This is a genomic window from Bacillus sp. FSL K6-0073, from assembly GCF_038006085.1.
Taxonomy (GTDB): Bacteria; Bacillota; Bacilli; order Bacillales; family Bacillaceae_G; genus Bacillus_A; species Bacillus_A cereus.
Map to the genome: position 1 here is coordinate 2,222,570 of NZ_JBBOUN010000001.1, position 20,099 is coordinate 2,242,668.

Below are 20,099 nucleotides of genomic sequence, written 5' to 3' on the forward strand. Positions count from 1 at the left end.
TTATTATGCTGTAGGTAAGACATAAAAGAGTACACAGAAGAACATCATCGCACTACCACCTAAAACGAACAGGTGCCATATGGCATGGTTGAAAGGTAGCTTTTCCCAAAGGAAGAATATAGCTCCGACAGAATATAAAATTCCACCTGCTAAAAGTAGTGAAAAACCATGTCCAGTTAGATTTTCATAAAGTGGTTTAATGGCAACGATTATGAGCCAACCCATAATGATGTAACATAAAGTTGAAGCCTTTATAAAGCGACGTACAAAGAAAATTTTGAAGACGATACCTCCGATTGCTAGTGTCCATATTATAGCAAGCAACGTCCATCCTAATGGGCCACGAAGTGTAATAAGTAGAAAAGGAGTATACGTGCCAGCAATCAATAAGTAAATGGCTGAATGATCTAAAATAGTAAATATTTTTTCTACTTTAGGATGATGAATGCTATGTAGCAATGTTGAAAACAAGTACAGTAAGAACATGCTTACACCATAAACAGTAAATGCAACTACAGCTGATGCGGTACCGTGCTTAGAAGCATGAATAATCAATATGATTAAGGCAGGGATGCTTAAAATGGCACCGATACCATGTGTAATTGCATTTGCAATTTCTTCTTTTACAAATTGGGTCATTCGTGTCATTTTTTCAGTCATAATGCAAATCCTTTCTACTATCATAAAATAATATGTCATTTCCCTTACCATATCATACACAAGAGCAATAGAAAATGAAATTTGTATAATTGATTATATTTTTGAATTTTTTTGATAAAAGACAATGGATTTGTTGACGTTTTCAAACTTTTTTGACAAAATAAAATTATGTAATAGTAGGACAAGGAAACTACTAATAAAGGGGATGGGGAAATGTTTTCAAATATTGGCTTTCCAGGGTTAATTTTAATTTTAGTAGCAGTACTCATTTTATTTGGACCTAAAAAATTGCCGGAAATCGGGAAGGCTTTAGGGGAAACGTTAAAAGAGTTTAAAAAATCAACGAAAGAATTGACAGATGACGCATTTCAAGAAAAGGAAAAGAAAGAAAAAATGTAGTGTATTTTCCTTGTAATGGATAAATAAAGTGTGGTGAACGAGATGGAAGATCGGGAAATGAGCGTAGTAGAACATATTGTTGAGCTTCGAAAAAGAGTAATATATACGGTGTTATCCTTTGTACTATTTTTAATTATTGGATTTACTTTTACAAAGGATATTTATTTTTGGCTTGTAAAAGATTTACCAATGAAATTAACTGTTCTCGGTCCAAGTGATGTATTGTGGATTTTTTTCTCGATTGCTACAGTATTTGCTATCGTTTGTACAATTCCTTTTGCTGCTATACAAATTTGGTTATTTGTAAAACCGGGTTTACATCCAAATGAACAAAAGATGACAATAATGTATATACCGGTATTGTCTATATTATTTCTCGCAGGTTTATGTTTTGGATATTTCATTGTAATGCCGTTTCTATTTCACTTTTTAACTACGATAGGTAATGAAATGTTTAATACGATGTTTACGACAGAAAAGTATTTTCATTTTGTACTTAATTTAACAGTTCCATTTGCTGTGATTTTTGAATTGCCAGTCGTTGTAATGTTTTTAACTAGTATTGGAATACTTACGGCGGAATTTTTAATAAAAATAAGAAGGTATGCTTACGTAGCATTAATTATCATTGCATCTTGTATATCACCGCCAGACTTTTTATCTCATAGTTTAGTTGCAGTGCCGCTTATTTGTATTTATGAAGTAAGTATTGCGTTATCAAAGGTTGTTAGTAAGAGGAAAAAGAAAAGAGAAGAAATGCAGTCGAAAAGTGCCTCGTTATAAAGGCACTTTTTTATTTATTTGTTATACTATAGCTATAAACGTATACAATATATAGAAGAAAAAAATTATAGAATCTCCAAAATTTAGACAAACTTTGCGCTTTTATAAGCTTATACTAAATGTATTAAACAATTGATGGATAATGAGATTCCCGTCTCAGAGATATTTAGGACGGGAAGGTGAATTAGGTGGAGATGAATAGAGTATAAATCTTCTAGCCATAAGGACTACAGAAATCATATAAGTCTGATTTTACTCCACTTTAAACAACGTGTTACAGCGCAAAGTAGAGGAAGTTCAAAAATCCAATGAAAAAGAGGATTGATATTGTGATTACGAAAAGTTTTTATTTCACTCATTCAACAGGGGATTGCATTAAAATATTCGAAATCCCTGTCCTACAGGCACAGCATCCATTATCGTTTCTAATTCAGTCTCGTCTTCAATTATTTATTGCAAAAATTCAAAGACAAAAACACCCAAGATTTTCGTATTCTTTCCGTGAATATTTACAAAATTGTTTGAAGTGGAATGATTATTTAAATGTATATAAAACAAATACCCTTGAAAAAAATGCATGATACGAAGTACGGACAGGGTTAGTAAACTCTGTCTTTTTCATTTTAGATATGAAAATATAATTAATTTGATGAAATTTCGTTCCAAATTGTTGAAAGCAATGGGAATACTAGTATAATAACAAGGAGAGCGTATTGGAAAGGGAAGAAGTATAGTATGCAAAAAATTAAAATTGTAACAGATTCAACGGCAGATTTATCACAAGACGTAATCGAAAAGTATGACATTCATGTTTTACCATTATCAATCTCTGTAAATGGACAAACATATTTAGATCGCGTTGATTTACAACCTGACGAATTTATTGAAGAAATGATTAAATCAGAGGAATTACCAAAAACATCACAACCAGCTATGGGTACATTTGTAGAAATGTATGACAAGCTAGGGGAAGATGGAAGCGAAGTCCTTTCTATCCATATGACAAGTGGAATGAGCGGTACTGTAGCAACTGCAAATAGCGCTGCATCAATGACTGATACAAAAGTAACAGTTGTTGATTCTCAATTTATTACACATGCTTTAGCATATCAAGTAATTGAAGCTGCAAAAATGGCAAATGACGGACGCTCACTAGAAGAAATTTTAAAACGTGTAGATGAAGTAAGAAAGAATACTCGTTTATATGTAGTAGTGGATACATTAGAAAACTTAGTGAAGGGTGGACGTATCGGTAAAGGAAAAGCGTTTATCGGTTCGCTACTTAATATAAAGCCAATTGCTAGTCTTGAAGACGGTGTTTATAATCCTGTAACGAAAGTTCGTAGCCAAGGCCAAATTGTAAAAACATTAGCTAAGTTATTTGAGCAAGATACGGCTGGAAAAGTCGTAAAAGCTGTTGCAATTCCGCATGCGAAAGCAATTCCTTTAGCTGAAAGTATGAAAGCGGCGGTTGAAAAAGTGAGTGGATTTGCTCAATCAGAAATTTTTTATACAACGCCTATTATTAGTACTCATACAGGTCCGGGTGCAATCGGATTTATGTATTTAGCAGAGTAATAAAAAAGCTACTTGAAAATATATTTCAAGTAGCTTTTTTATGTAAATAGAAAGTAAGAAATAAGAAGAGCTACACAGGCACTACCGCTAATGATATAGCGAGTCTGTAAATATTCATTCATAGAAAACACCCTTTATCCCGCTATTTGCGGACAGTAAAACTCTCTACCTCAAATTTAGCTGGAGCAAAGAGGTTAGGTAGCGGGCTGCCCGTAAAAGCTTGATTGGTGAAGGCAAATAATCAGTGGGGATGAAGAAATCCCACTAATTAAAGTTTCACTATAGGATTTTCTATATTATATGTTGGATATAGAAAATCAGTCATTACGTTACACATGTAAAGTTTCAATTTTTTCGTTTATTTGCTTATCATTTGTTGCGTTACTATAAATAAAAGTTTGACCTAAAAAGAGTACATGCAGTTGTTCCCACGGTAACATGCGCAAATTCCAATTATTTCGAAGTCTAGTTATTGCTTCACGAGGTGTTTCATCGGCGAGTGCAAAAGCTCCGTAATGCATTGGTATAAAATGTGTAGCGTTTAAATCTAAATAAGCTTGCACGGCCTCTTCAGGTGAAACATGAGATACTTTCATAAACCATTCTGGTTCATAAGCGCCAATGGGCATAAGAGCAATATCAATTAAAAAGCGTTCACCAATTTCTTTGAAACCTTGGAAATAGCCACTGTCGCCACAAAAATATATGGTTTCCATAGTCGTTTCATTATCAATAATCCATCCGCCCCAGTGAGACGTATTCATATCAAATAAGAATCTTCTCGTCCAGTGCTGAGCAGGTACGAAGTGAAAAGAAACTTCGTTAATTATCGTACTTTCCCACCATTTATACTCTTCTACATGTTTAAATCTCTTACGAGTAAATAATTTTTTTAATCCAATAGGTACAAGATATAGAACATCATCATTCAACTGACGAAGAGTTGAAAAATCTAAATGATCATAATGACCATGTGAAATAAGGACAATATCAATTTTAGGTAGTGCTTCTATAGAGAGTCCAGGTTCTGTAAGTCTTGGAACTAGCTTTAATTTATTAGCCCATACTGGATCTGTTAATATATTAAGTCCATTCGTTTGGATAAGAAAAGTGGAATGCCCAATCCATGTGATAGTCGTTTTTTCAACATTACTTTGCAAAAATGCACTTTGTTTAACGGGTGATTGTTCTACTAAGAAAGAAAAATCTTTTTTGTTTTGCTTTCGTTCTTTACGCCAGCGTAAAAAAGAGCGAATTGATTTTTTTGTACTAACATTATCCATATTTTCATAGCGCTTTGCCATGAACATCACCTCATTTAAAATCGTTGTATTTGTATTGTACCGAAATGTTGTTAAGGAATACAGTGTAAAACATGGATTAATGTTTAAGGAATTGTTAAAAAATAGGGAGAGGTATTTACAAAAGTAACAATGAAATTAGTTTTATCACTTTTATTTAGAGAAATAATAGTAAAAAAATATATTTTGTCTAGTAATTCGCTTGAAATAAAGAAGTAACATACGTAAATTCGTACGATTTCGTGAACAAATGTAGTAAACAATTTTCTCGTAGTGTTAACTTTTGTTATTATAAACATAACCTATTTAAATTTAGGATAGAGAAAAGAGGTTTATAAATGAAGCGTTATCAAAAAATAATTGGTCTTATGGTTGTATTTTGTCTCTTTGTACTTGCTGGATGTAGTGAATCAGGTTCAAAGCTTCGTAAACCATTAAATTGGGATTTAGAAACCTTCCAATTTACAAATCAAGATGGAAAGAAATTTGGTACAAAAGATTTAAAAGGGAAAGTTTGGGTTGCAGATTTTATGTTCACAAATTGTCAGACAGTTTGTCCGCCAATGACTGCAAATATGGCCAAGCTTCAAAAGATGGCAAAAGAAGAGAAATTAGACGTTCAGTTTGTTTCATTTAGTGTAGATCCAGACCTTGATAAGCCAGAAAATCTGAAAGCTTTTATTCAAAAGTTTACAGAGGATACTAGTAACTGGAATTTATTAACGGGGTATTCGTTAGAAGATATTACAAAGTTTTCAAAAGATAATTTCCAATCACTTGTTGATAAGCCGGAGAACGGTCAGGTCATGCATGGGACATCATTTTATTTAATTGATCAAAACGGAAAAGTAATGAAAAAGTATAGTGGCATTAGTAATACGCCATACGAAGACATTATACGTGATATGAAGCGATTAGTGGGTTAAAAATAAGGGTGCATAGCACCCTTATTTTTTTTTGTATTAGTCTATCGATAAAATGTCATGTTGCTGGGGAAGTTTCGGTGCACGAATTTCTAATACGCCGTTTTGATAAGAAGCTTTTGCCGCTTTTTTATTAATTGAATACGGCAATTTAATCAATCTTGATGCTTCTGAAATGGAACGTTCTCGGCGATAATAGTTATGGGATGTTTGTTCTTCTTCCTCTTCAAGTATCTCTTCTTTTACAGAGACTTTTAAGTATTCACTTTGTATTTCAATTTGGATTTGTTCTTTTTGTATACCTGGTAGTTCAGCTGTAACAACGAGTTCTTCACCAACTTCATATAAATCTACAGGGAATGTTAATAAACGGTTTCCTTTTTGGAAAAAATGATTTAAATCAGCGATTACATTGCGAAGAGGTGTTTGCTCGAAGAAATCATCAATTTGCTTTAAGTAATTACGAACCGGTGGGCGAGAAGAATCTTTTTTTTCTTCACTCATGGTATTCCCTCCTAGAAATCAATTTGCAATATCATATGACAAAAGCGGAGAAAGGTGAGTGCCTAGTTTTCATGTTTTCATAAAAAATTGTTAAAAATGTGAAATGGAGTGATTTTTTTATAGTTTTTGGTCGCCATATTCAGTTGATTATGCTAGTATAAATAGGGTTGATATAGTAGTATAGAGACAGAATGAAAACTGAAAGAGGGTAAGAAGTATGTGTGGTTTTGTAGGATGTTTATGTGAAAACCCTAGAGAGTTTTCAGAAACAGAAAAACATCAATTTGAAAATATGAACACGATGATTTTCCACCGTGGTCCAGATGACGAAGGATATTTTCGTGATGAACATGTACAATTTGGCTTCCGCCGTTTAAGCATCATTGACTTAGAGGCAGGACATCAGCCGCTAACTTATGAAAATGATCGATATGTAATTATTTTTAATGGTGAAATTTACAACTATGTAGAATTACGTGAAATGTTACTTGAAAAAGGTGCAACGTTTGCAACGCAATCTGATACAGAAGTTATCATTGCATTGTATGCACATATGAAAGAAAAATGTGTAGACTACCTTCGTGGTATGTTTGCATTTATGATTTGGGATCGTGAGGAAAAGAAACTTTTCGGTGCACGTGACCACTTCGGTATTAAACCTTTATACATCGCACAACAAGGTGATACTACATTCTTCGCATCTGAGAAGAAAAGTATTATGCATGTGATGGAAGATAAAGGCGTTAATCCAACGTCACTACAACATTACTTTACGTACCAATATGGTCCAGAGCCAGAAACGTTAACAATTGATGTTAATAAAATCGAGCCTGGTCATTATTTCGTAAAAGAAATCGGTAAAGAGATGGAAATCCATCGCTACTGGAAACCTTATTTCAACGCTTCAAGTGCAACGAAAGAGGAGCATATCCAAGCAATTCGTGATGTGTTATATGATTCAGTAAAAGTGCATATGCGTAGTGATGTACCAGTAGGTTCATTCTTATCTGGTGGTATCGATTCATCTATCATCGCTTCTATCGCAAGAGAAATGAATCCAAATCTTTTAACATTCTCTGTTGGTTTTGAGCAACGTGGTTTCAGTGAAGTTGATGTTGCGAAAGAAACTGCTGAGAAATTAGGCGTTAAAAACCATAACGTATTCATTTCAGCGAAAGAATTTATGGATGAGTTCCCAAAAATCATTTGGCATATGGATGATCCTTTAGCTGATCCAGCAGCTGTACCATTGTACTTCGTTGCGAAAGAAGCACGTAAACATGTAACAGTTGTTCTTTCTGGTGAAGGCGCAGACGAGCTATTTGGTGGTTATAACATTTACCGTGAGCCAAACTCACTAAAAATGTTCTCTTACATTCCTAGCCCAGGTAAGAGCGTTCTAAAAGCATTAAGTGGTGCTCTTAAAGAAGGATTTAAAGGTAAGAGCTTCCTAGAGCGTGGATGTACACCAATTGAAGAGCGTTACTATGGAAATGCTAAAATCTTCCGTGAAGAAGAAAAAGCTGAATTAATGAAGTATTACAATGAAAGTGTTAACTATATGGATATCACGAAACCATTGTATAACGAGATTAAAGATTATGATGATGTAAGTAAAATGCAGTACATTGACATGTTCACATGGTTACGCGGTGACATTTTATTAAAAGCTGATAAAATGACAATGGCAAACTCATTAGAACTTCGTGTACCGTTCTTAGATAAAGAAGTATTCGATGTTGCATCTAAAATTCCAACTGAATTTAAGATTGCTAACGGAACTACGAAAGCTATTTTACGTGAAGCAGCACGCGGAATCGTTCCAGATCACGTATTAGATCGTAAAAAACTTGGATTCCCAGTACCAATTCGTCACTGGTTAAAAGACGAAATGCATGATTGGGCTATAAATATTATAAACGAAAGTAAGACAGAGCATTTAATCGACAAACAGTATGTATTAAACTTACTGGAAGCACATTGTGCAGATAAAGGCGATTATAGCCGTAAAATTTGGACTGTACTTGCGTTTATGGTATGGCACCAAATTTATGTTGAGCATAAATACGATACGAATAAGTTCCATGAAGAAACAAAACGTGCGTATAGCTTAGTTTAATTAGAAAAACCTTAAGATCGCATACGGTCTTAAGGTTTTTTTCATAAATAGGAAGTATTATTGATACAATAATAGTAAAAGGATGGACAACATATGATTACGTTTGAGAAAGTTACTGTAGAAAATGAAAGCGTTGTTAAAGAAATGTTTAAATCGCATAGTTTAGGTGAGAAAAAGGTACAGTACTGTGTGAAAGTTGATGATACATATATTGGTGTAATAGATTATAGTGTACAAGAGGAACGGGCTGTTTTATCACAGCTAATTATTCATTTTGATTACCAAGGTTACGGTTATGGTACAAATACGTATTTTACATTTGAAGAAATGATGAAACAAAGAAATGTGAAAGAAATAAAAGTGCTACAAGAGAAATTAACAGAAAAGGCGAAGTCTTTCATAGAGAGTTTTGGTTTTACTTCAGAAGATGAAGAGTATGTAAAGAAAATATAACGATGATTATTTATGCGATACAATAAATATAAGGCAGGTGGATGTATGACGATGACTTCTGGTCTTGTATTAATTGGAGGGTGCTTTATAGTAGCAGAATTATGTCATATAATCATTCGGAAAAGAATGAGTAAGAAAAAAAAGCCATATGAATTACAATACATCCCTGTCTTTTTCATTATGTTTTGTATGCTTAGTACATTACAAAATCTAATGAACTTTCCACCACTTGTAAATGTTTTTTTAAAGTTTGGTTTACTTTATAGTGGTGTTGGAATAGCACTTTTATTTATTTTATTTTGCATACGTTATGTTCACTATCAATCGTATATATTTATTTTAAATTGGTTAAAGCAAGATGATAGAAACCGCCTTACATAAGGCGGTTTTTTTATTTGCAATTGTAACAGAACTTGTACATTTCACATAAAATAGGACGAGTAGAAATGCGAACATATTACAAGAAAGGGGCGGGGCAATAAAATGAAACTTGTTATAGACGCAGGGCACGGTGGATATGATTCTGGTGCTGTTGGTAATGGTTTAGTAGAAAAAAACTTAACACTTCAAATTGCTAGACGCGTTCGAGACATTTTAACGGTAAATTACCCAATTACAATTAAAATGACACGTGATAGTGATGTGTTTATTTCTTTATCGGAACGTGCTAATATTGCTAATGCTTTCAGTGCGGATTATTTTATTTCATTTCATATTAATAGCGGCGGGGGTACAGGTTTTGAAAGTTATATTTATAATGCGTTATCCAATAGCAGCACTGCATATGCAAAGCAACAAAAAATGCATACAGCTGTCAATCCTGTATTAACAAAATATGGTCTTCGTGATCGAGGAGCAAAAAAAGAAAATTATGCGGTATTAAGAGAAACCGCAATGGATGCAATTTTAACTGAGACTGCTTTTATTGATACAGCGTTTGATGCGAATTTATTAAAAAATCCACAATTTATTGAAGATCTAAGTCAAGCGTATGCAAATGGAATAGCAGCTATTTTGGGAGTAGCTCCAAATCCACAACCCCCTAACCCACAACCGACACCTCAAACGAAGGGAATCGCTTATGTTCTTGGGAAAAATGTAAATTTAAGAAATGGTCCATCAACTTCTTCCTCAGTTATTCGTCAATTAAATTCTCCAGAATCTTACGTTGTATATCAGGAAAGTAACGGATGGCTAGATTTGGGGAATGGACAATGGGTGTATAATGATCCTTCGTACATTAATTTTGTAAAGACAAGCAATAGTGATGGAAGCCCGATTGGGGTTGCATATATACAAGGGATGAATGTAAATTTAAGAAGTGGTCCATCAACTACATCTGCAGTTATCCGCCAATTAAATTCTCCAGAATCTTATTCAGTATATATAAATGAAAATGGTTGGTTAAACCTTGGGGGAAATCAGTGGGTATATAATGACTCAGCATATATTAAGTATACTCAATATTAGGAATTGAAATGATAGTGCAATATGGATGCGTATCCTTGTTATGTATAACAAGGATACGCATTTTAATAACAACATTATTTTTCATACTTATGCACTATGTTTTAAAAAGAAACATTAGAAAAGCGGATAGAATCTAAATAGTATATATTAAAAAAGTTTTCTGATATACATTGACAATGTATGTAAGATACATTAATCTTTAAATGTTAATGATAATCGATTTCATCTAGGGAGGACATATGATACATACTAAAAAACTAATTATGTTCTGCATTATGATACTCATGGTTGTAATTGCAGGATGTAGTAAAGAAGAGAAAAAAGAAAATAATATATCAGCGAAAGCAAAAGGTTCATATACGGTAAAGCATGCAATGGGTGAAACGACAGTAAATGGTACACCTAAAAAAGTTGTTGTTTTAACAAATGAAGGCGCAGAGGCTCTCCTAGCTGTGGGCGTAACGCCAGTGGGGACTACGAAACCACGTGCTGGTGATGAATGGTATCCTCATTTAGCGAAAGAGTTAAAAAACACAGAAGTTGTAGGAACTGAACGTGATATTAATTTAGAGGCTGTAATGAAGCTTAAGCCAGATTTAATTATCGGAAATAAAATGCGTCATGAAAAAATATATGATCAGCTAAAAGAAATCGCACCAACTGTTTATGCAGAAACATTACGCGGTGATTGGAAAGAAAACTTTATACTTTATACAAAAGCTGTAAATAAAGAAGAAGAAGGGCAAAAAGCTCTTGATGATTATAAAAAACGCATTGAAGGAATGAAAGAGAAGTTAGGCGATAAATTAAATTCTAAAGTTTCTATTATTCGTTTCGTGCCAGGTGATGTTCGTATTTATCAAAAAAACTCATTCTCGGGCGTCGTTTTAAATGATATTGGATTTAAACGACCACCATTACAAGATAAAGATGATTTTGCGATAAAAGGAATTACAAAAGAGCAGATTCCAAATATGGACGGAGACTACTTATTCTATTTCACGTCTGATAAAGATGCAGATAAGAATAATGAAGGAAATTCGTTAGCAAAGGAATGGACAGAAGATCCACTCTTTAAGCAACTACAGGCTTCTAAAAATAACAAAGTATTCCAAGTAGATGAGGTAATCTGGAATACAGCAGGCGGTATTAAAGCTGCGAACCTTATGTTAGATGATATTGAAAAATATTTCCTTAAATAAATGATAAAATACATCACTTTTACGAAGTGATGTATTTTTTGTTTGTGAAAATACAGAAAATTCCTTCTTTCAGGGTGTCATAAGTTGTACAATAAAATCAATCATGTGATAAAGGAGTGGGGAAGAATGAAAGCTACTCATAAAGATTGGATCTTGTTTAATGGGAGAATGATTAATACGAAGGAAGAACAGCCGATGGTCGCATTAGAAGAGCGAGGCTTCCAATTTGGTGATGGGATTTATGAAGTATTTAGACTATACGATGGCAAGCCTCATTTATTAGATTTACATTTGGAACGATTCTTTAACTCTATGGCGGAAATAAAACTAATTCCACCATTTACGAAGGAAGAATTAGTAGAAGAGTTATATCAAATGATTAAAAAAAATCAATTTCAAGAAGATGGGAATGTATATTTACAAATATCAAGAGGTGCACAACCGCGCAATCATGTATATGAATCAGATTTACAACCGACATATTTTGCAAATCTTGTTTCGTTCCCAAGACCAGTTGCTTCAATGGAGGCAGGGATTAAGGTGACAGTAGAAGAGGACATCAGGTGGAAGTTTTGCCATATAAAATCTTTAAATTTGCTTCCTAATATCATGATCAAAAACAAAATAAATGAACAAGGGTATCAAGAAGCAATATTAGTACGAGATGGCATTGTGACTGAAGGGTGTCATTCCAATTTCTTTATCGTGAAGAATAATAAGTTGATTACACATCCAGCGGATCATTTCATTTTACATGGTATTACACGTCACTACGTAATTACATTAGCGAAAGAGTTACATATCGATGTAGAGGAACGAGAGTTTTCATTACAAGAAGTATATGACGCTGAGGAGTGCTTCTTTACAGCGACGCCGCTTGAAATATTCCCAGTCGTTCAAATTGGTGATGAACAGTTCGGGGCTGGTGAAAGAGGACCAATTACGAAAAAACTACAAGCTGCATACGAAGAGAGTATTCGTTTATTTAAAGTGACAAATTAATTATGAAGAAAAAAGCTGGTATTCTTCCGGCTTTTTTTCATGATATAATTCAAGCATAGGACAAGTTTTGAAAACGCTGTAAAAAGGGGATTTAATATATGAATTATGAAGATTTTAAAGAAGTAATTCACGGAAGACGAAGTGTTAGAAAGTTTACAGATCAAGAAGTATCTACTAATGATATAAAAGAAATAATTGATTGTGCTCGTTACGCACCAAGTGATACGAATTCACAAACGTGGGAATTCTTAGTTATCATGAATCGAGAGAAGATTAAAGAAATTGAACAAATGACATGGGATGCATTACATAAACTTGCGACAAAAGCAGCAGAAAATGGAGAAGAGAAAGCAGGGAAATTACTTACACGTTCTTTCGGACCATATGCAACAGCTTTCTCGGAGGCACCAGTATTAATCGTATGTTTGGCAACACCATATGAATCAAAGTTCCGTGAAAAGATATTTGATCCAATTGCTTTTGTTCCAGATTCAGTTTGGGAAGAAGAAGGCATTAAGAGTAGCTGTTTAGCGGCACAAAACTTAATGTTAGCTGCACATGCAAAGGGACTTGGTACTTGTCCAATGACAGGGCCAGTATTGCTAGCTCAAGATGAACTGCGCCAATATTTACAAATTGAGCCTGAAAAACAAATAAATATGGTTATTTCACTCGGATTTCCGAAAGATAAACCGAAGAAACTTCCAAGAAAAGAAGTAGATGAGATTACAACGTTTGTTTTTTAATTGCTGTATAGAAAAGACATTGAACTAACAATGTCTTTTTATTTTTGAGGGTATGTAATTCATATGTTGGGCTAAAATGATAGATAAGAGGGAATTACTATTTATTTCATAAAAAAAATTAATGTTCTATTAAGGAAAGTATGATACATTAATCGTGAGCAAGATTCTATTTGTTCATGAAAGTGTTGAAAGTAGTCTCAAAATTTAAAAGTTATTTTTGTATAATAAATTATAATGAAGTTACAGGGGGGATGAATTTTGAAAAAATTCATAATCACTGGATTGTCTGTATTGTTATTAGTTGGTTGCGGTGCTCCACAGGAAAAAGAGGACGCGCAATCAAAACAGGAAGAACAAGTTGTAAACGCAAGTGATGAGAATATGGTTGTATTTCCTGAAGGAGCAATGTCAATTGGAGAAGGGAAAGTAAAAGTTATTACTCCAGATGGTACTTCTGAAAACGGCAATATACCGACTGTATTCATCAAAAAGGATACGTTAATTCAGCAAGTTGAATTAGAACTTTCTAATTTTCAAAGTGATAAAGAAACATTCGTATTTGTAGATCAAATGTATACGGATAAACATCAAGTAACTAGTACAACGCAGACAACAGTGCAGTTAAAAGAAAAAACGCTGGAAACAGGTAGTCATACAATTACTGCAGTTCAGTATGAAAACAATGACCCGAAAGGAAAGGTTATTAGTTTTAATCAAGCAACATTTGAGACAAAACCAGCGTCTTAATATGAATAAAAAGTACATTACTCAAAAAGTAGTGTGCTTTTTTGTTTGGACTAGAGTGTGCAAGAGTGAATAACTTATTTCATTTTCTAATACGATTAAATAGGAAGTAATCACTTGTTACTTATGACAGAGAAAGAGGCTGAATACGTGAATCGGTGTATTCGTATCATTTTGATTAGCCTAATGATGGCAGTAATTTGGTTTACGATATAAGAGTTTATGCAAATAACGCTCAATTATCAAATTCATGACTTGTTAATAGGAGCTATTTGTTTTACCATTGTTTATCTATTATATCCCGCACTAACGGGCAGTAAGACCTTACCTTAAAACTCGGTATAGGTGAGGAGATTAGGTGGGAGATCAACTGCCTGTAAATGCACGATTGATGAGGGCTGATAATCATTGGAGATGAACAACCTCTCCAATGATTAAAGTTTCACTTTATGATAAACTCGGATTAAGGTGAGTTTTGCAAGAAAAATGTAGGTATTTCATTTGAAATGTCGAATAGTACATACGATGTCGTAATAACAAATTTTCTATTGTTTACTGTGAAACAGAAGAAGGAGAGATAGTAATGAAACGAGCTCTTATTAATATTGATTATACATATGATTTTGTAGCGGAAAAAGGTGCTTTAACTTGCGGAAAACCAGGACAAGAAATTGAGAATGAAATTGTACATATAACGAAGCAATATATTGAAAATGGGGATTACGTAGTGTTTGCAATTGATAAACATGAAGAAAATGATGAATATCATCCCGAAGCGAAATTATTTCCTCCTCATAATATAGCAGGTACAAATGGTAGAGACTTATTCGGTGAGTTACAAGAAGTATACGAAACATATAAAAATGCTGAGAATGTATATTATATGGATAAAACGCGATACAGTGCGTTTGCTGGAACGGATTTAGAGATGAAGCTAAGAGAAAGAGGAATAGCAGAAGTTCATCTTGTAGGTGTTTGTACTGATATTTGTGTTCTTCATACAGCAGTAGATGCTTATAATAAAGGGTTTAAAATTGTTGTTTATGAAAAGGCGGTTGCATCTTTTAATGCACAAGGGCATGAATTTGCACTTGGACATTTTAAGTCATGCTTACATGCAGAAGTGAAGTGAAAAAAGAGGCCTTTAAAAAAGGTCTCTTTTATTTGTCATTGTTCATTGAAAACAGCTACCGCAACGCCTAATAAATTGAGTGGTCTTGATCCGACAACTTTTCTAAGTTCTTCAATATATCCCATTGTATGTAACCTCCGTAAGAAAAAATAAGAGCAAATAAACTATTCGTTATTATGTAAATATATTCCTCTTTATAAGGGGAGAGAAGACATATAACTTATTTGTGTTATTTGGTAAAATATACATCAAAAAAGGTCAAACAAAATCTTTGACCTTTTTTGACCAAATGTTATAATAAAGGCAGAAAGAGATAATCTTTCATTCATAAATAATAAGGAGGAAAAAATATGCGTAATTTATTTCCAGAGATAACAAAACGTCAAAATGGTATTTTTGATTTTGGGCCTTCTTTATTAGAAGGGATGACAGATGCTTTCTTTAAGCCACTGAACATGGATACTTTTAAAGTAGATGTTCATGAGCAATCTGATAAATATACTGTGAAAGCAGATTTACCAGGTTTTCAAAAAGAAAACATTCAAGTTGATTTTGAACAAGATGTATTAACGATTCAAGCAACTAACCATAATGAAGTAGAAGAAAAAAATGAGAATGGCACATATATTCGTAAAGAACGTTCTATAGGTTCTGTAACTCGACGCTTTAGTTTTAAACAAGTTGAGGAAGAAAATGTTAGAGCAAATTATAAAGATGGCGTACTGACAATAGAATTACCAAAACTGAAAGAAGAAAAAAACAGTAAGACAACAATTAACATCGAATAAAAGAGCTGATAAATTCAGCTCTTTTTTTACGTAGTTAATGAATAAATGAGTTGAAATCGTAATGAGCTGAATAAAGTTGTAACGTTGAAAAAATTTCACGATTTGCTCCCCCTTAGGTTATTAAAAAGGGTATATTTAAAGGGAAAGGAAAAGAACATCTAGACATACTGTATAAACTGAATTAGTAATAAAGTCAAAATACATAGTAAGGGTAGTGGCATTTTAGATTAGGATAATAGATTTTCCTAGAAAAAACTGAGACGATTATGAATTTCTTAATTAGTAAGGAAGTGGATGGATGAGTTTATTAACGTATACTGAAGAATTTTTTAATTATGTAAGGGAGTTTTTACTTTTAAGATTTTTACTATTTGCTTTAGTTTTAATCATTATTTCTTTTGTAATAAACCGTATTATTGATTGGTTTTTTAGGAAATCAAGCTTTTTTGATGAAGAGGTAGAGCAGACGATTCAAAGTGTAATTCGATCTATTTTTAGATATATCATTATCATCAGTCTTATCATATATTTAATTAGCCAATTTGTAGATATAAAAAGTATTATTGCAGGTGCAGGGATAGCTGGAGTTGTCATCGGTTTTGCTGCACAACAGATGCTAAAAGATGTTATATTAGGTTTTGCAAGATTAGCGGACAAAGAGTTTCGAGTTGGTGATTTTGTAACTTTTAACGGAACAAATTCAGGAACTATTGAAGAGATTAGTATTCGTTTTATGCAAATTCGTGAATGGTCAGGAAAACTACTTACCATCCCGCACGGAGAGATTAGAACGATACAAAATTTTAATAAAGGATGGATGCGTGTAATTGAACGCATCACGGTAAGTTATCAGGAAGATCCAACAAGAGTGAAGGAATTGTTAGAAGAAGTCTGTGTTATATGCAATGAAAAATTGAATCAAACTCTTTATAGAGTAGAGGATGAGGCTGTTGAACCATTTAAATACGTCGGTGTTACAGACTTAAATCCTAACTTGAAATATGTTGGCTATGAATTTTGTATTACAGGTTTAATAAAGCCAGAAGATTATTTTGAAACTTCTAGACAAGTAAGATTTGAATTAATGTCTATGTTCCATAAGAATCAAGTGCAAATGCCAGCAGCGAATATGGTTGTTACTACTGAAGGTTTACAGCATATCCATGGTGGACAATCTTTATCGGACAGCTAAAGTAGAATCGTTTGTTAACAAAAATTCTGCTTCCAAAATTGGATAGAATAACAATAATAAAATGATTGATATAAAGAAAGGGCTGAAGGAATTCGGTTCTTTTTTTATTTATAGAATTTAGAAATTTCTTAATGTTATAATTGTAGTTGGTGATGAGAATGAACTTTGAAGAAAAAGAGATGCGTCGTTTAGAAGCATTAAAAGAAATTGCTGAATTATTAAATGAAGCAACAAACTTACAGGATATGTTAGAAAAAGTGTTGCATACATTGTTACAAGTAATGAATTTACAAACAGGGTGGATATTCTTTATTGATGAAAGTGGAAAGCACAGCATGCTTGTAGACGAAAATTTACCAGAGGCTCTTACGTGGCAAAAGAAGAAGCCGATGTGTGAAGGAAACTGTTGGTGTGTAGAACGTTTTGTAAATGGGAGATTGGAAAAAGCGACTAATATTATTGAATGTAAGCGAATAGAAGATGCAATTGAATGTAATTGGGGAGAGACAGAAGATGTTACACATCATGCGACTATTCCGCTTAGGTCTGGATTAGAAAAATTTGGTCTACTAAATGTGGCTGCACCTCATAAAACTTATTTTTCAGAGGAAGAGTTAGCGTTATTAGAATCAATTGCATTTCAAATTGGAACGACAATACAACGTATTCAATTAGTTGAGAAAGAACGTAAATATGTAGTGGTAGCGGAAAGAAATCGACTTGCACGTGATTTACATGATTCAGTAAAACAATTGTTATTTTCTATTATGCTAACAGCGAAAGGTACTCTGAATATGACGCAAGATAGAGAATTGCAAGAGATGTTAAGTTATATTGGAGAATTATCACAAGAAGCATTACAAGAGATGACGCTATTAATTTGGCAATTAAGACCTGAAGGATTAGAGAAAGGATTAGCGGAAGCAATTCAAAATTACGGGAAGTTATTAGGAGTTCAAGTGGAAGTTCGAATTGATGGGATGGTTTCAATTGGGGATGAAATAGAAGAAGTTTTATGGCGTATTAGCCAAGAGGCGCTACATAATTGTAAAAAGCATGCTTCGTGTGAAAAGGTACATGTTCTTTTAAAAATAGAAAATAACCAGTTACATTTTTACATAGAAGATAATGGAATAGGATTTATACAAGAACAAGTAAGGGAATCAGCACTTGGTCTGAAAAGTATGAAGGAACGTATTCAGTTAATGAAGGGATCGTTTCAAATTATAACGGAGCTGAAAAAGGGTACAAAAATAGAAATTCAATTGCCGATTTGAAGGGGAGAATAAGATTGAAGATTAAATTGCTACTAGTTGAGGATCATCATATCGTTCGAAGAGGACTTGTATTCTTTTTGAAAACGAGAGAAGAATTTGAAATTATTGGGGAAGCGGAAAATGGCGAAGAGGCATTACATTTCGTGCAAAAAGAAAGACCGGATGTTGTACTAATGGATGTATCGATGCCGAAAATGGATGGAATTGAGGCAACAAAACGTCTAAAGCAATACGATGAGACGATAAAGGTACTTATATTAAGTAGTTTTTCAGAGCAAGATTATGTTATACCAGCACTTGAAGCTGGAGCAGATGGTTATCAATTAAAAGAAGTACAACCTGAGCAACTTGTCGCTTCTATTATTGCAGTACAGCAAGGAAATGCGAATTTTCACCCGAAAGTAACACCTGCATTAATGGGGCGTTCCGCAGTAAAGAAGGAAATAGAAAATCCTTTTTCAATGTTAACGAAAAGAGAACAAGAGGTACTTCGCGAAATTGCAAAAGGAAGAAGCAATAAGGAGATTGCAGCAGAACTTCATATTACAGAACAAACTGTGAAAACACACGTTTCAAACGTTTTAGCTAAATTGGAAGTGGATGATCGTACGCAAGCCGCATTATACGCAGTGAAACATGGGGAGAATTACTCATAAGTATGAATAATTCTGTTATATCGTATGACAGAATACATAGGAGCAATTAAAAATTATAGTAATCCCTAATATAGGTTTTTCTTCTTTCGATAATTAGGTACAATAAAGTGAAACTCTAATCAGTGGAGGACCATCCCCACTGATGATTAGTTTAACTAATCGGTTTTTACAGGATAAAGCTACGATGGAAGGGGAGGATATGCTATGCCTGGTACAAGAAGTGGGATTGGAAAGATTCAGGCTTCGTTAAATGGTTTATCACCGAAATTGCGAAGTATTGCCGAACATATTTTGAAACATCCACAAGATGTTGTACATAAATCTATTACAGAATTAGCTGAAGTTACGAATAGTTCCGAAGCTACGATATTCCGCTTATGTAAAAACCTTGGTTTGCAAGGTTTTCAAGATTTAAAGATTACATTAGCTCGTGAAATTGTACATACACCGATGCAAAATATCCATGAAGAGGTATCAGCAGAAGATAGTATGGTAACTGTTGCTAAAAAAGTTTTTCATTCGCATATTACAGGACTGCAAGATACTTTACATTTGCTTAATGAAACGGCACTTGAGCAGGCTGTACGAGCCTTACAAGAAGCAAGTCGAATTGAGTTTTATGGAAATGGTGGCTCTGGTATTATTGCAATGGATGCGTATCATAAGTTTATGAGAACGGGTATTTCTTGTATCGCTCATACTGATTCGCATTTTCAAATTATGGGAGCAGGTTTACTCTCGGAAAATTCAGTTGTTATTGGTATTTCTCATTCTGGTAGCAATAAAGGATTACTTGAAGCATTAGAAGTAGCGAAAGCAAGAGGGGCCAAAATTATTGCGATTACGAGCTATAAGAAATCAGCATTAAGTCAACTTGCTGATATAACGTTATATACATCAACACGTGAGACTGAATTCCGCACAGAAGCAAGTTCATCAAGATTAGCACAGTTAAGCTTATTAGATACTTTGTATGTAGGGTTGTCGTTGCAACGACAAGAGGAAACTCTAAAAAATTTACAAAGTATACGTGAAACGATTTCGATGAAGCGAATATAAAAAAAGCTCTTCAAATGAAGAGCTTTCAGACTGTAGACAAACTATTTTTGGAGAGTTCAAATGCTAAAAATAGTTTGTTTCTTATTTTAGGGATATTTATCCAATGGAATT

22 protein-coding genes and 1 pseudogene are annotated in these 20,099 nt (G+C 33.6%); 20 read left to right on the forward strand and 3 right to left on the reverse strand.

Going from position 1 to position 20,099, the window contains the following annotated elements:
- Positions 1-3 precede the first annotated feature (3 nt).
- Positions 4-660 carry a PAQR family membrane homeostasis protein TrhA gene (gene trhA, locus MHB52_RS11685; RefSeq protein ID WP_000136889.1) on the reverse strand — a complete coding sequence of 219 codons (657 nt, stop codon included), beginning with the start codon at positions 658-660 and terminating at the stop codon, positions 4-6.
- Positions 661-873: 213 nt separating this feature from the next.
- Here trhA and MHB52_RS11690 point away from each other — a divergent pair, with 213 nt between their 5' ends.
- The 4 genes from MHB52_RS11690 to MHB52_RS11705 all read left to right on the forward strand — a co-directional run bounded on the left by MHB52_RS11690 (position 874) and on the right by MHB52_RS11705 (position 3,420).
- Positions 874-1,059 (forward strand): twin-arginine translocase TatA/TatE family subunit, encoded by a 186-nt coding sequence (locus MHB52_RS11690; RefSeq protein WP_000492443.1) that lies wholly within the window; start codon positions 874-876, stop codon positions 1,057-1,059.
- A gap of 42 nt (positions 1,060-1,101) precedes the next feature.
- Positions 1,102-1,842, forward strand: coding sequence for a twin-arginine translocase subunit TatC (gene tatC / locus MHB52_RS11695; RefSeq protein ID WP_000390120.1), 741 nt, complete (start codon positions 1,102-1,104; stop codon positions 1,840-1,842).
- Between the two features lie 329 nt (positions 1,843-2,171).
- A complete protein-coding gene (locus MHB52_RS11700; RefSeq protein WP_000629013.1) occupies positions 2,172-2,423 on the forward strand; it encodes a DUF2535 family protein in 252 nt (83 codons plus the stop codon).
- Between the two features lie 154 nt (positions 2,424-2,577).
- A complete protein-coding gene (locus MHB52_RS11705; protein ID WP_001169470.1) occupies positions 2,578-3,420 on the forward strand; it encodes a DegV family protein in 843 nt (280 codons plus the stop codon).
- 329 nt (positions 3,421-3,749) lie between these two features.
- Here the strand turns inward: MHB52_RS11705 and MHB52_RS11710 are convergent, their stop codons facing one another.
- On the reverse strand, positions 3,750-4,724 hold the full coding sequence (locus MHB52_RS11710; protein WP_016117735.1) for an MBL fold metallo-hydrolase: 975 nt from the start codon (positions 4,722-4,724) through the stop codon (positions 3,750-3,752).
- Between the two features lie 335 nt (positions 4,725-5,059).
- Here MHB52_RS11710 and MHB52_RS11715 point away from each other — a divergent pair, with 335 nt between their 5' ends.
- Positions 5,060-5,647 (forward strand): SCO family protein, encoded by a 588-nt coding sequence (locus MHB52_RS11715; RefSeq protein WP_000833331.1) that lies wholly within the window; start codon positions 5,060-5,062, stop codon positions 5,645-5,647.
- A gap of 36 nt (positions 5,648-5,683) precedes the next feature.
- On the opposite strand, the gene MHB52_RS11720 is transcribed toward MHB52_RS11715, so the two are convergent.
- Positions 5,684-6,148 (reverse strand): Hsp20/alpha crystallin family protein, encoded by a 465-nt coding sequence (locus MHB52_RS11720; RefSeq protein WP_001288085.1) that lies wholly within the window; start codon positions 6,146-6,148, stop codon positions 5,684-5,686.
- 217 nt (positions 6,149-6,365) lie between these two features.
- Here MHB52_RS11720 and asnB point away from each other — a divergent pair, with 217 nt between their 5' ends.
- The 15 genes and pseudogenes from asnB (at position 6,366) to MHB52_RS11795 (ending at position 19,988) form a co-directional block, all read left to right on the forward strand.
- On the forward strand, positions 6,366-8,267 hold the full coding sequence (gene asnB, locus MHB52_RS11725) for an asparagine synthase (glutamine-hydrolyzing) (protein WP_000333816.1): 1,902 nt from the start codon (positions 6,366-6,368) through the stop codon (positions 8,265-8,267).
- A gap of 93 nt (positions 8,268-8,360) precedes the next feature.
- Complete coding sequence (locus tag MHB52_RS11730; protein ID WP_000627523.1) at positions 8,361-8,720, forward strand: GNAT family N-acetyltransferase; 360 nt, start codon at positions 8,361-8,363, stop codon at positions 8,718-8,720.
- A gap of 51 nt (positions 8,721-8,771) precedes the next feature.
- Positions 8,772-9,101: a hypothetical protein gene (locus MHB52_RS11735; protein WP_000200459.1), complete on the forward strand. Its 330-nt coding sequence runs from the start codon at positions 8,772-8,774 to the stop codon at positions 9,099-9,101.
- Between the two features lie 102 nt (positions 9,102-9,203).
- Entirely contained in the window at positions 9,204-10,190 is a 987-nt protein-coding gene (locus MHB52_RS11740) for an N-acetylmuramoyl-L-alanine amidase (RefSeq protein WP_061663301.1), read from the forward strand.
- A gap of 239 nt (positions 10,191-10,429) precedes the next feature.
- The gene (locus MHB52_RS11745) at positions 10,430-11,392 is read left to right on the forward strand and encodes an ABC transporter substrate-binding protein (RefSeq protein WP_000581994.1); all 963 of its coding nucleotides are present in this window, start codon (positions 10,430-10,432) and stop codon (positions 11,390-11,392) included.
- A 126-nt stretch (positions 11,393-11,518) separates the two neighbouring features.
- Positions 11,519-12,394 (forward strand): D-amino-acid transaminase, encoded by an 876-nt coding sequence (gene dat / locus MHB52_RS11750; RefSeq protein WP_000648387.1) that lies wholly within the window; start codon positions 11,519-11,521, stop codon positions 12,392-12,394.
- A 98-nt stretch (positions 12,395-12,492) separates the two neighbouring features.
- Positions 12,493-13,140 carry a nitroreductase family protein gene (locus tag MHB52_RS11755; RefSeq protein WP_001105290.1) on the forward strand — a complete coding sequence of 216 codons (648 nt, stop codon included), beginning with the start codon at positions 12,493-12,495 and terminating at the stop codon, positions 13,138-13,140.
- Positions 13,141-13,398: 258 nt separating this feature from the next.
- On the forward strand, positions 13,399-13,887 hold the full coding sequence (locus MHB52_RS11760) for a hypothetical protein (RefSeq protein ID WP_000713496.1): 489 nt from the start codon (positions 13,399-13,401) through the stop codon (positions 13,885-13,887).
- A 123-nt stretch (positions 13,888-14,010) separates the two neighbouring features.
- Positions 14,011-14,217: pseudogene (locus MHB52_RS11765) on the forward strand (hypothetical protein).
- Between the two features lie 250 nt (positions 14,218-14,467).
- Positions 14,468-15,016 (forward strand): cysteine hydrolase family protein, encoded by a 549-nt coding sequence (locus tag MHB52_RS11770; protein ID WP_016117736.1) that lies wholly within the window; start codon positions 14,468-14,470, stop codon positions 15,014-15,016.
- Positions 15,017-15,366: 350 nt separating this feature from the next.
- Entirely contained in the window at positions 15,367-15,804 is a 438-nt protein-coding gene (locus tag MHB52_RS11775) for an Hsp20/alpha crystallin family protein (protein WP_001245052.1), read from the forward strand.
- 298 nt (positions 15,805-16,102) lie between these two features.
- Complete coding sequence (locus MHB52_RS11780) at positions 16,103-16,996, forward strand: mechanosensitive ion channel family protein (RefSeq protein ID WP_000055434.1); 894 nt, start codon at positions 16,103-16,105, stop codon at positions 16,994-16,996.
- A gap of 179 nt (positions 16,997-17,175) precedes the next feature.
- The gene (casK, locus tag MHB52_RS11785) at positions 17,176-18,273 is read left to right on the forward strand and encodes a two-component system sensor histidine kinase CasK (RefSeq protein WP_170962673.1); all 1,098 of its coding nucleotides are present in this window, start codon (positions 17,176-17,178) and stop codon (positions 18,271-18,273) included.
- Between the two features lie 14 nt (positions 18,274-18,287).
- Complete coding sequence (gene casR / locus MHB52_RS11790) at positions 18,288-18,929, forward strand: two-component system response regulator CasR (protein ID WP_000694631.1); 642 nt, start codon at positions 18,288-18,290, stop codon at positions 18,927-18,929.
- Positions 18,930-19,133: 204 nt separating this feature from the next.
- Positions 19,134-19,988, forward strand: coding sequence for a MurR/RpiR family transcriptional regulator (locus MHB52_RS11795; protein ID WP_001119646.1), 855 nt, complete (start codon positions 19,134-19,136; stop codon positions 19,986-19,988).
- Positions 19,989-20,099 lie beyond the last annotated feature (111 nt).

Coding starts and splice junctions, on each gene's coding strand:
- trhA (WP_000136889.1), bottom strand. CDS start 660: ATGACTGAAAAAATGACACGAATGACCCAATTTGTAAAAGAAGAAATT.
- MHB52_RS11690 (WP_000492443.1), top strand. CDS start 874: ATGTTTTCAAATATTGGCTTTCCAGGGTTAATTTTAATTTTAGTAGCA.
- tatC (WP_000390120.1), top strand. CDS start 1,102: ATGGAAGATCGGGAAATGAGCGTAGTAGAACATATTGTTGAGCTTCGA.
- MHB52_RS11705 (WP_001169470.1), top strand. CDS start 2,578: ATGCAAAAAATTAAAATTGTAACAGATTCAACGGCAGATTTATCACAA.
- MHB52_RS11710 (WP_016117735.1), bottom strand. CDS start 4,724: ATGGCAAAGCGCTATGAAAATATGGATAATGTTAGTACAAAAAAATCA.
- MHB52_RS11715 (WP_000833331.1), top strand. CDS start 5,060: ATGAAGCGTTATCAAAAAATAATTGGTCTTATGGTTGTATTTTGTCTC.
- MHB52_RS11720 (WP_001288085.1), bottom strand. CDS start 6,148: ATGAGTGAAGAAAAAAAAGATTCTTCTCGCCCACCGGTTCGTAATTAC.
- asnB (WP_000333816.1), top strand. CDS start 6,366: ATGTGTGGTTTTGTAGGATGTTTATGTGAAAACCCTAGAGAGTTTTCA.
- MHB52_RS11730 (WP_000627523.1), top strand. CDS start 8,361: ATGATTACGTTTGAGAAAGTTACTGTAGAAAATGAAAGCGTTGTTAAA.
- MHB52_RS11735 (WP_000200459.1), top strand. CDS start 8,772: ATGACTTCTGGTCTTGTATTAATTGGAGGGTGCTTTATAGTAGCAGAA.
- MHB52_RS11740 (WP_061663301.1), top strand. CDS start 9,204: ATGAAACTTGTTATAGACGCAGGGCACGGTGGATATGATTCTGGTGCT.
- MHB52_RS11745 (WP_000581994.1), top strand. CDS start 10,430: ATGATACATACTAAAAAACTAATTATGTTCTGCATTATGATACTCATG.
- dat (WP_000648387.1), top strand. CDS start 11,519: ATGAAAGCTACTCATAAAGATTGGATCTTGTTTAATGGGAGAATGATT.
- MHB52_RS11755 (WP_001105290.1), top strand. CDS start 12,493: ATGAATTATGAAGATTTTAAAGAAGTAATTCACGGAAGACGAAGTGTT.
- MHB52_RS11770 (WP_016117736.1), top strand. CDS start 14,468: ATGAAACGAGCTCTTATTAATATTGATTATACATATGATTTTGTAGCG.
- MHB52_RS11775 (WP_001245052.1), top strand. CDS start 15,367: ATGCGTAATTTATTTCCAGAGATAACAAAACGTCAAAATGGTATTTTT.
- MHB52_RS11780 (WP_000055434.1), top strand. CDS start 16,103: ATGAGTTTATTAACGTATACTGAAGAATTTTTTAATTATGTAAGGGAG.
- casK (WP_170962673.1), top strand. CDS start 17,176: ATGCGTCGTTTAGAAGCATTAAAAGAAATTGCTGAATTATTAAATGAA.
- MHB52_RS11795 (WP_001119646.1), top strand. CDS start 19,134: ATGCCTGGTACAAGAAGTGGGATTGGAAAGATTCAGGCTTCGTTAAAT.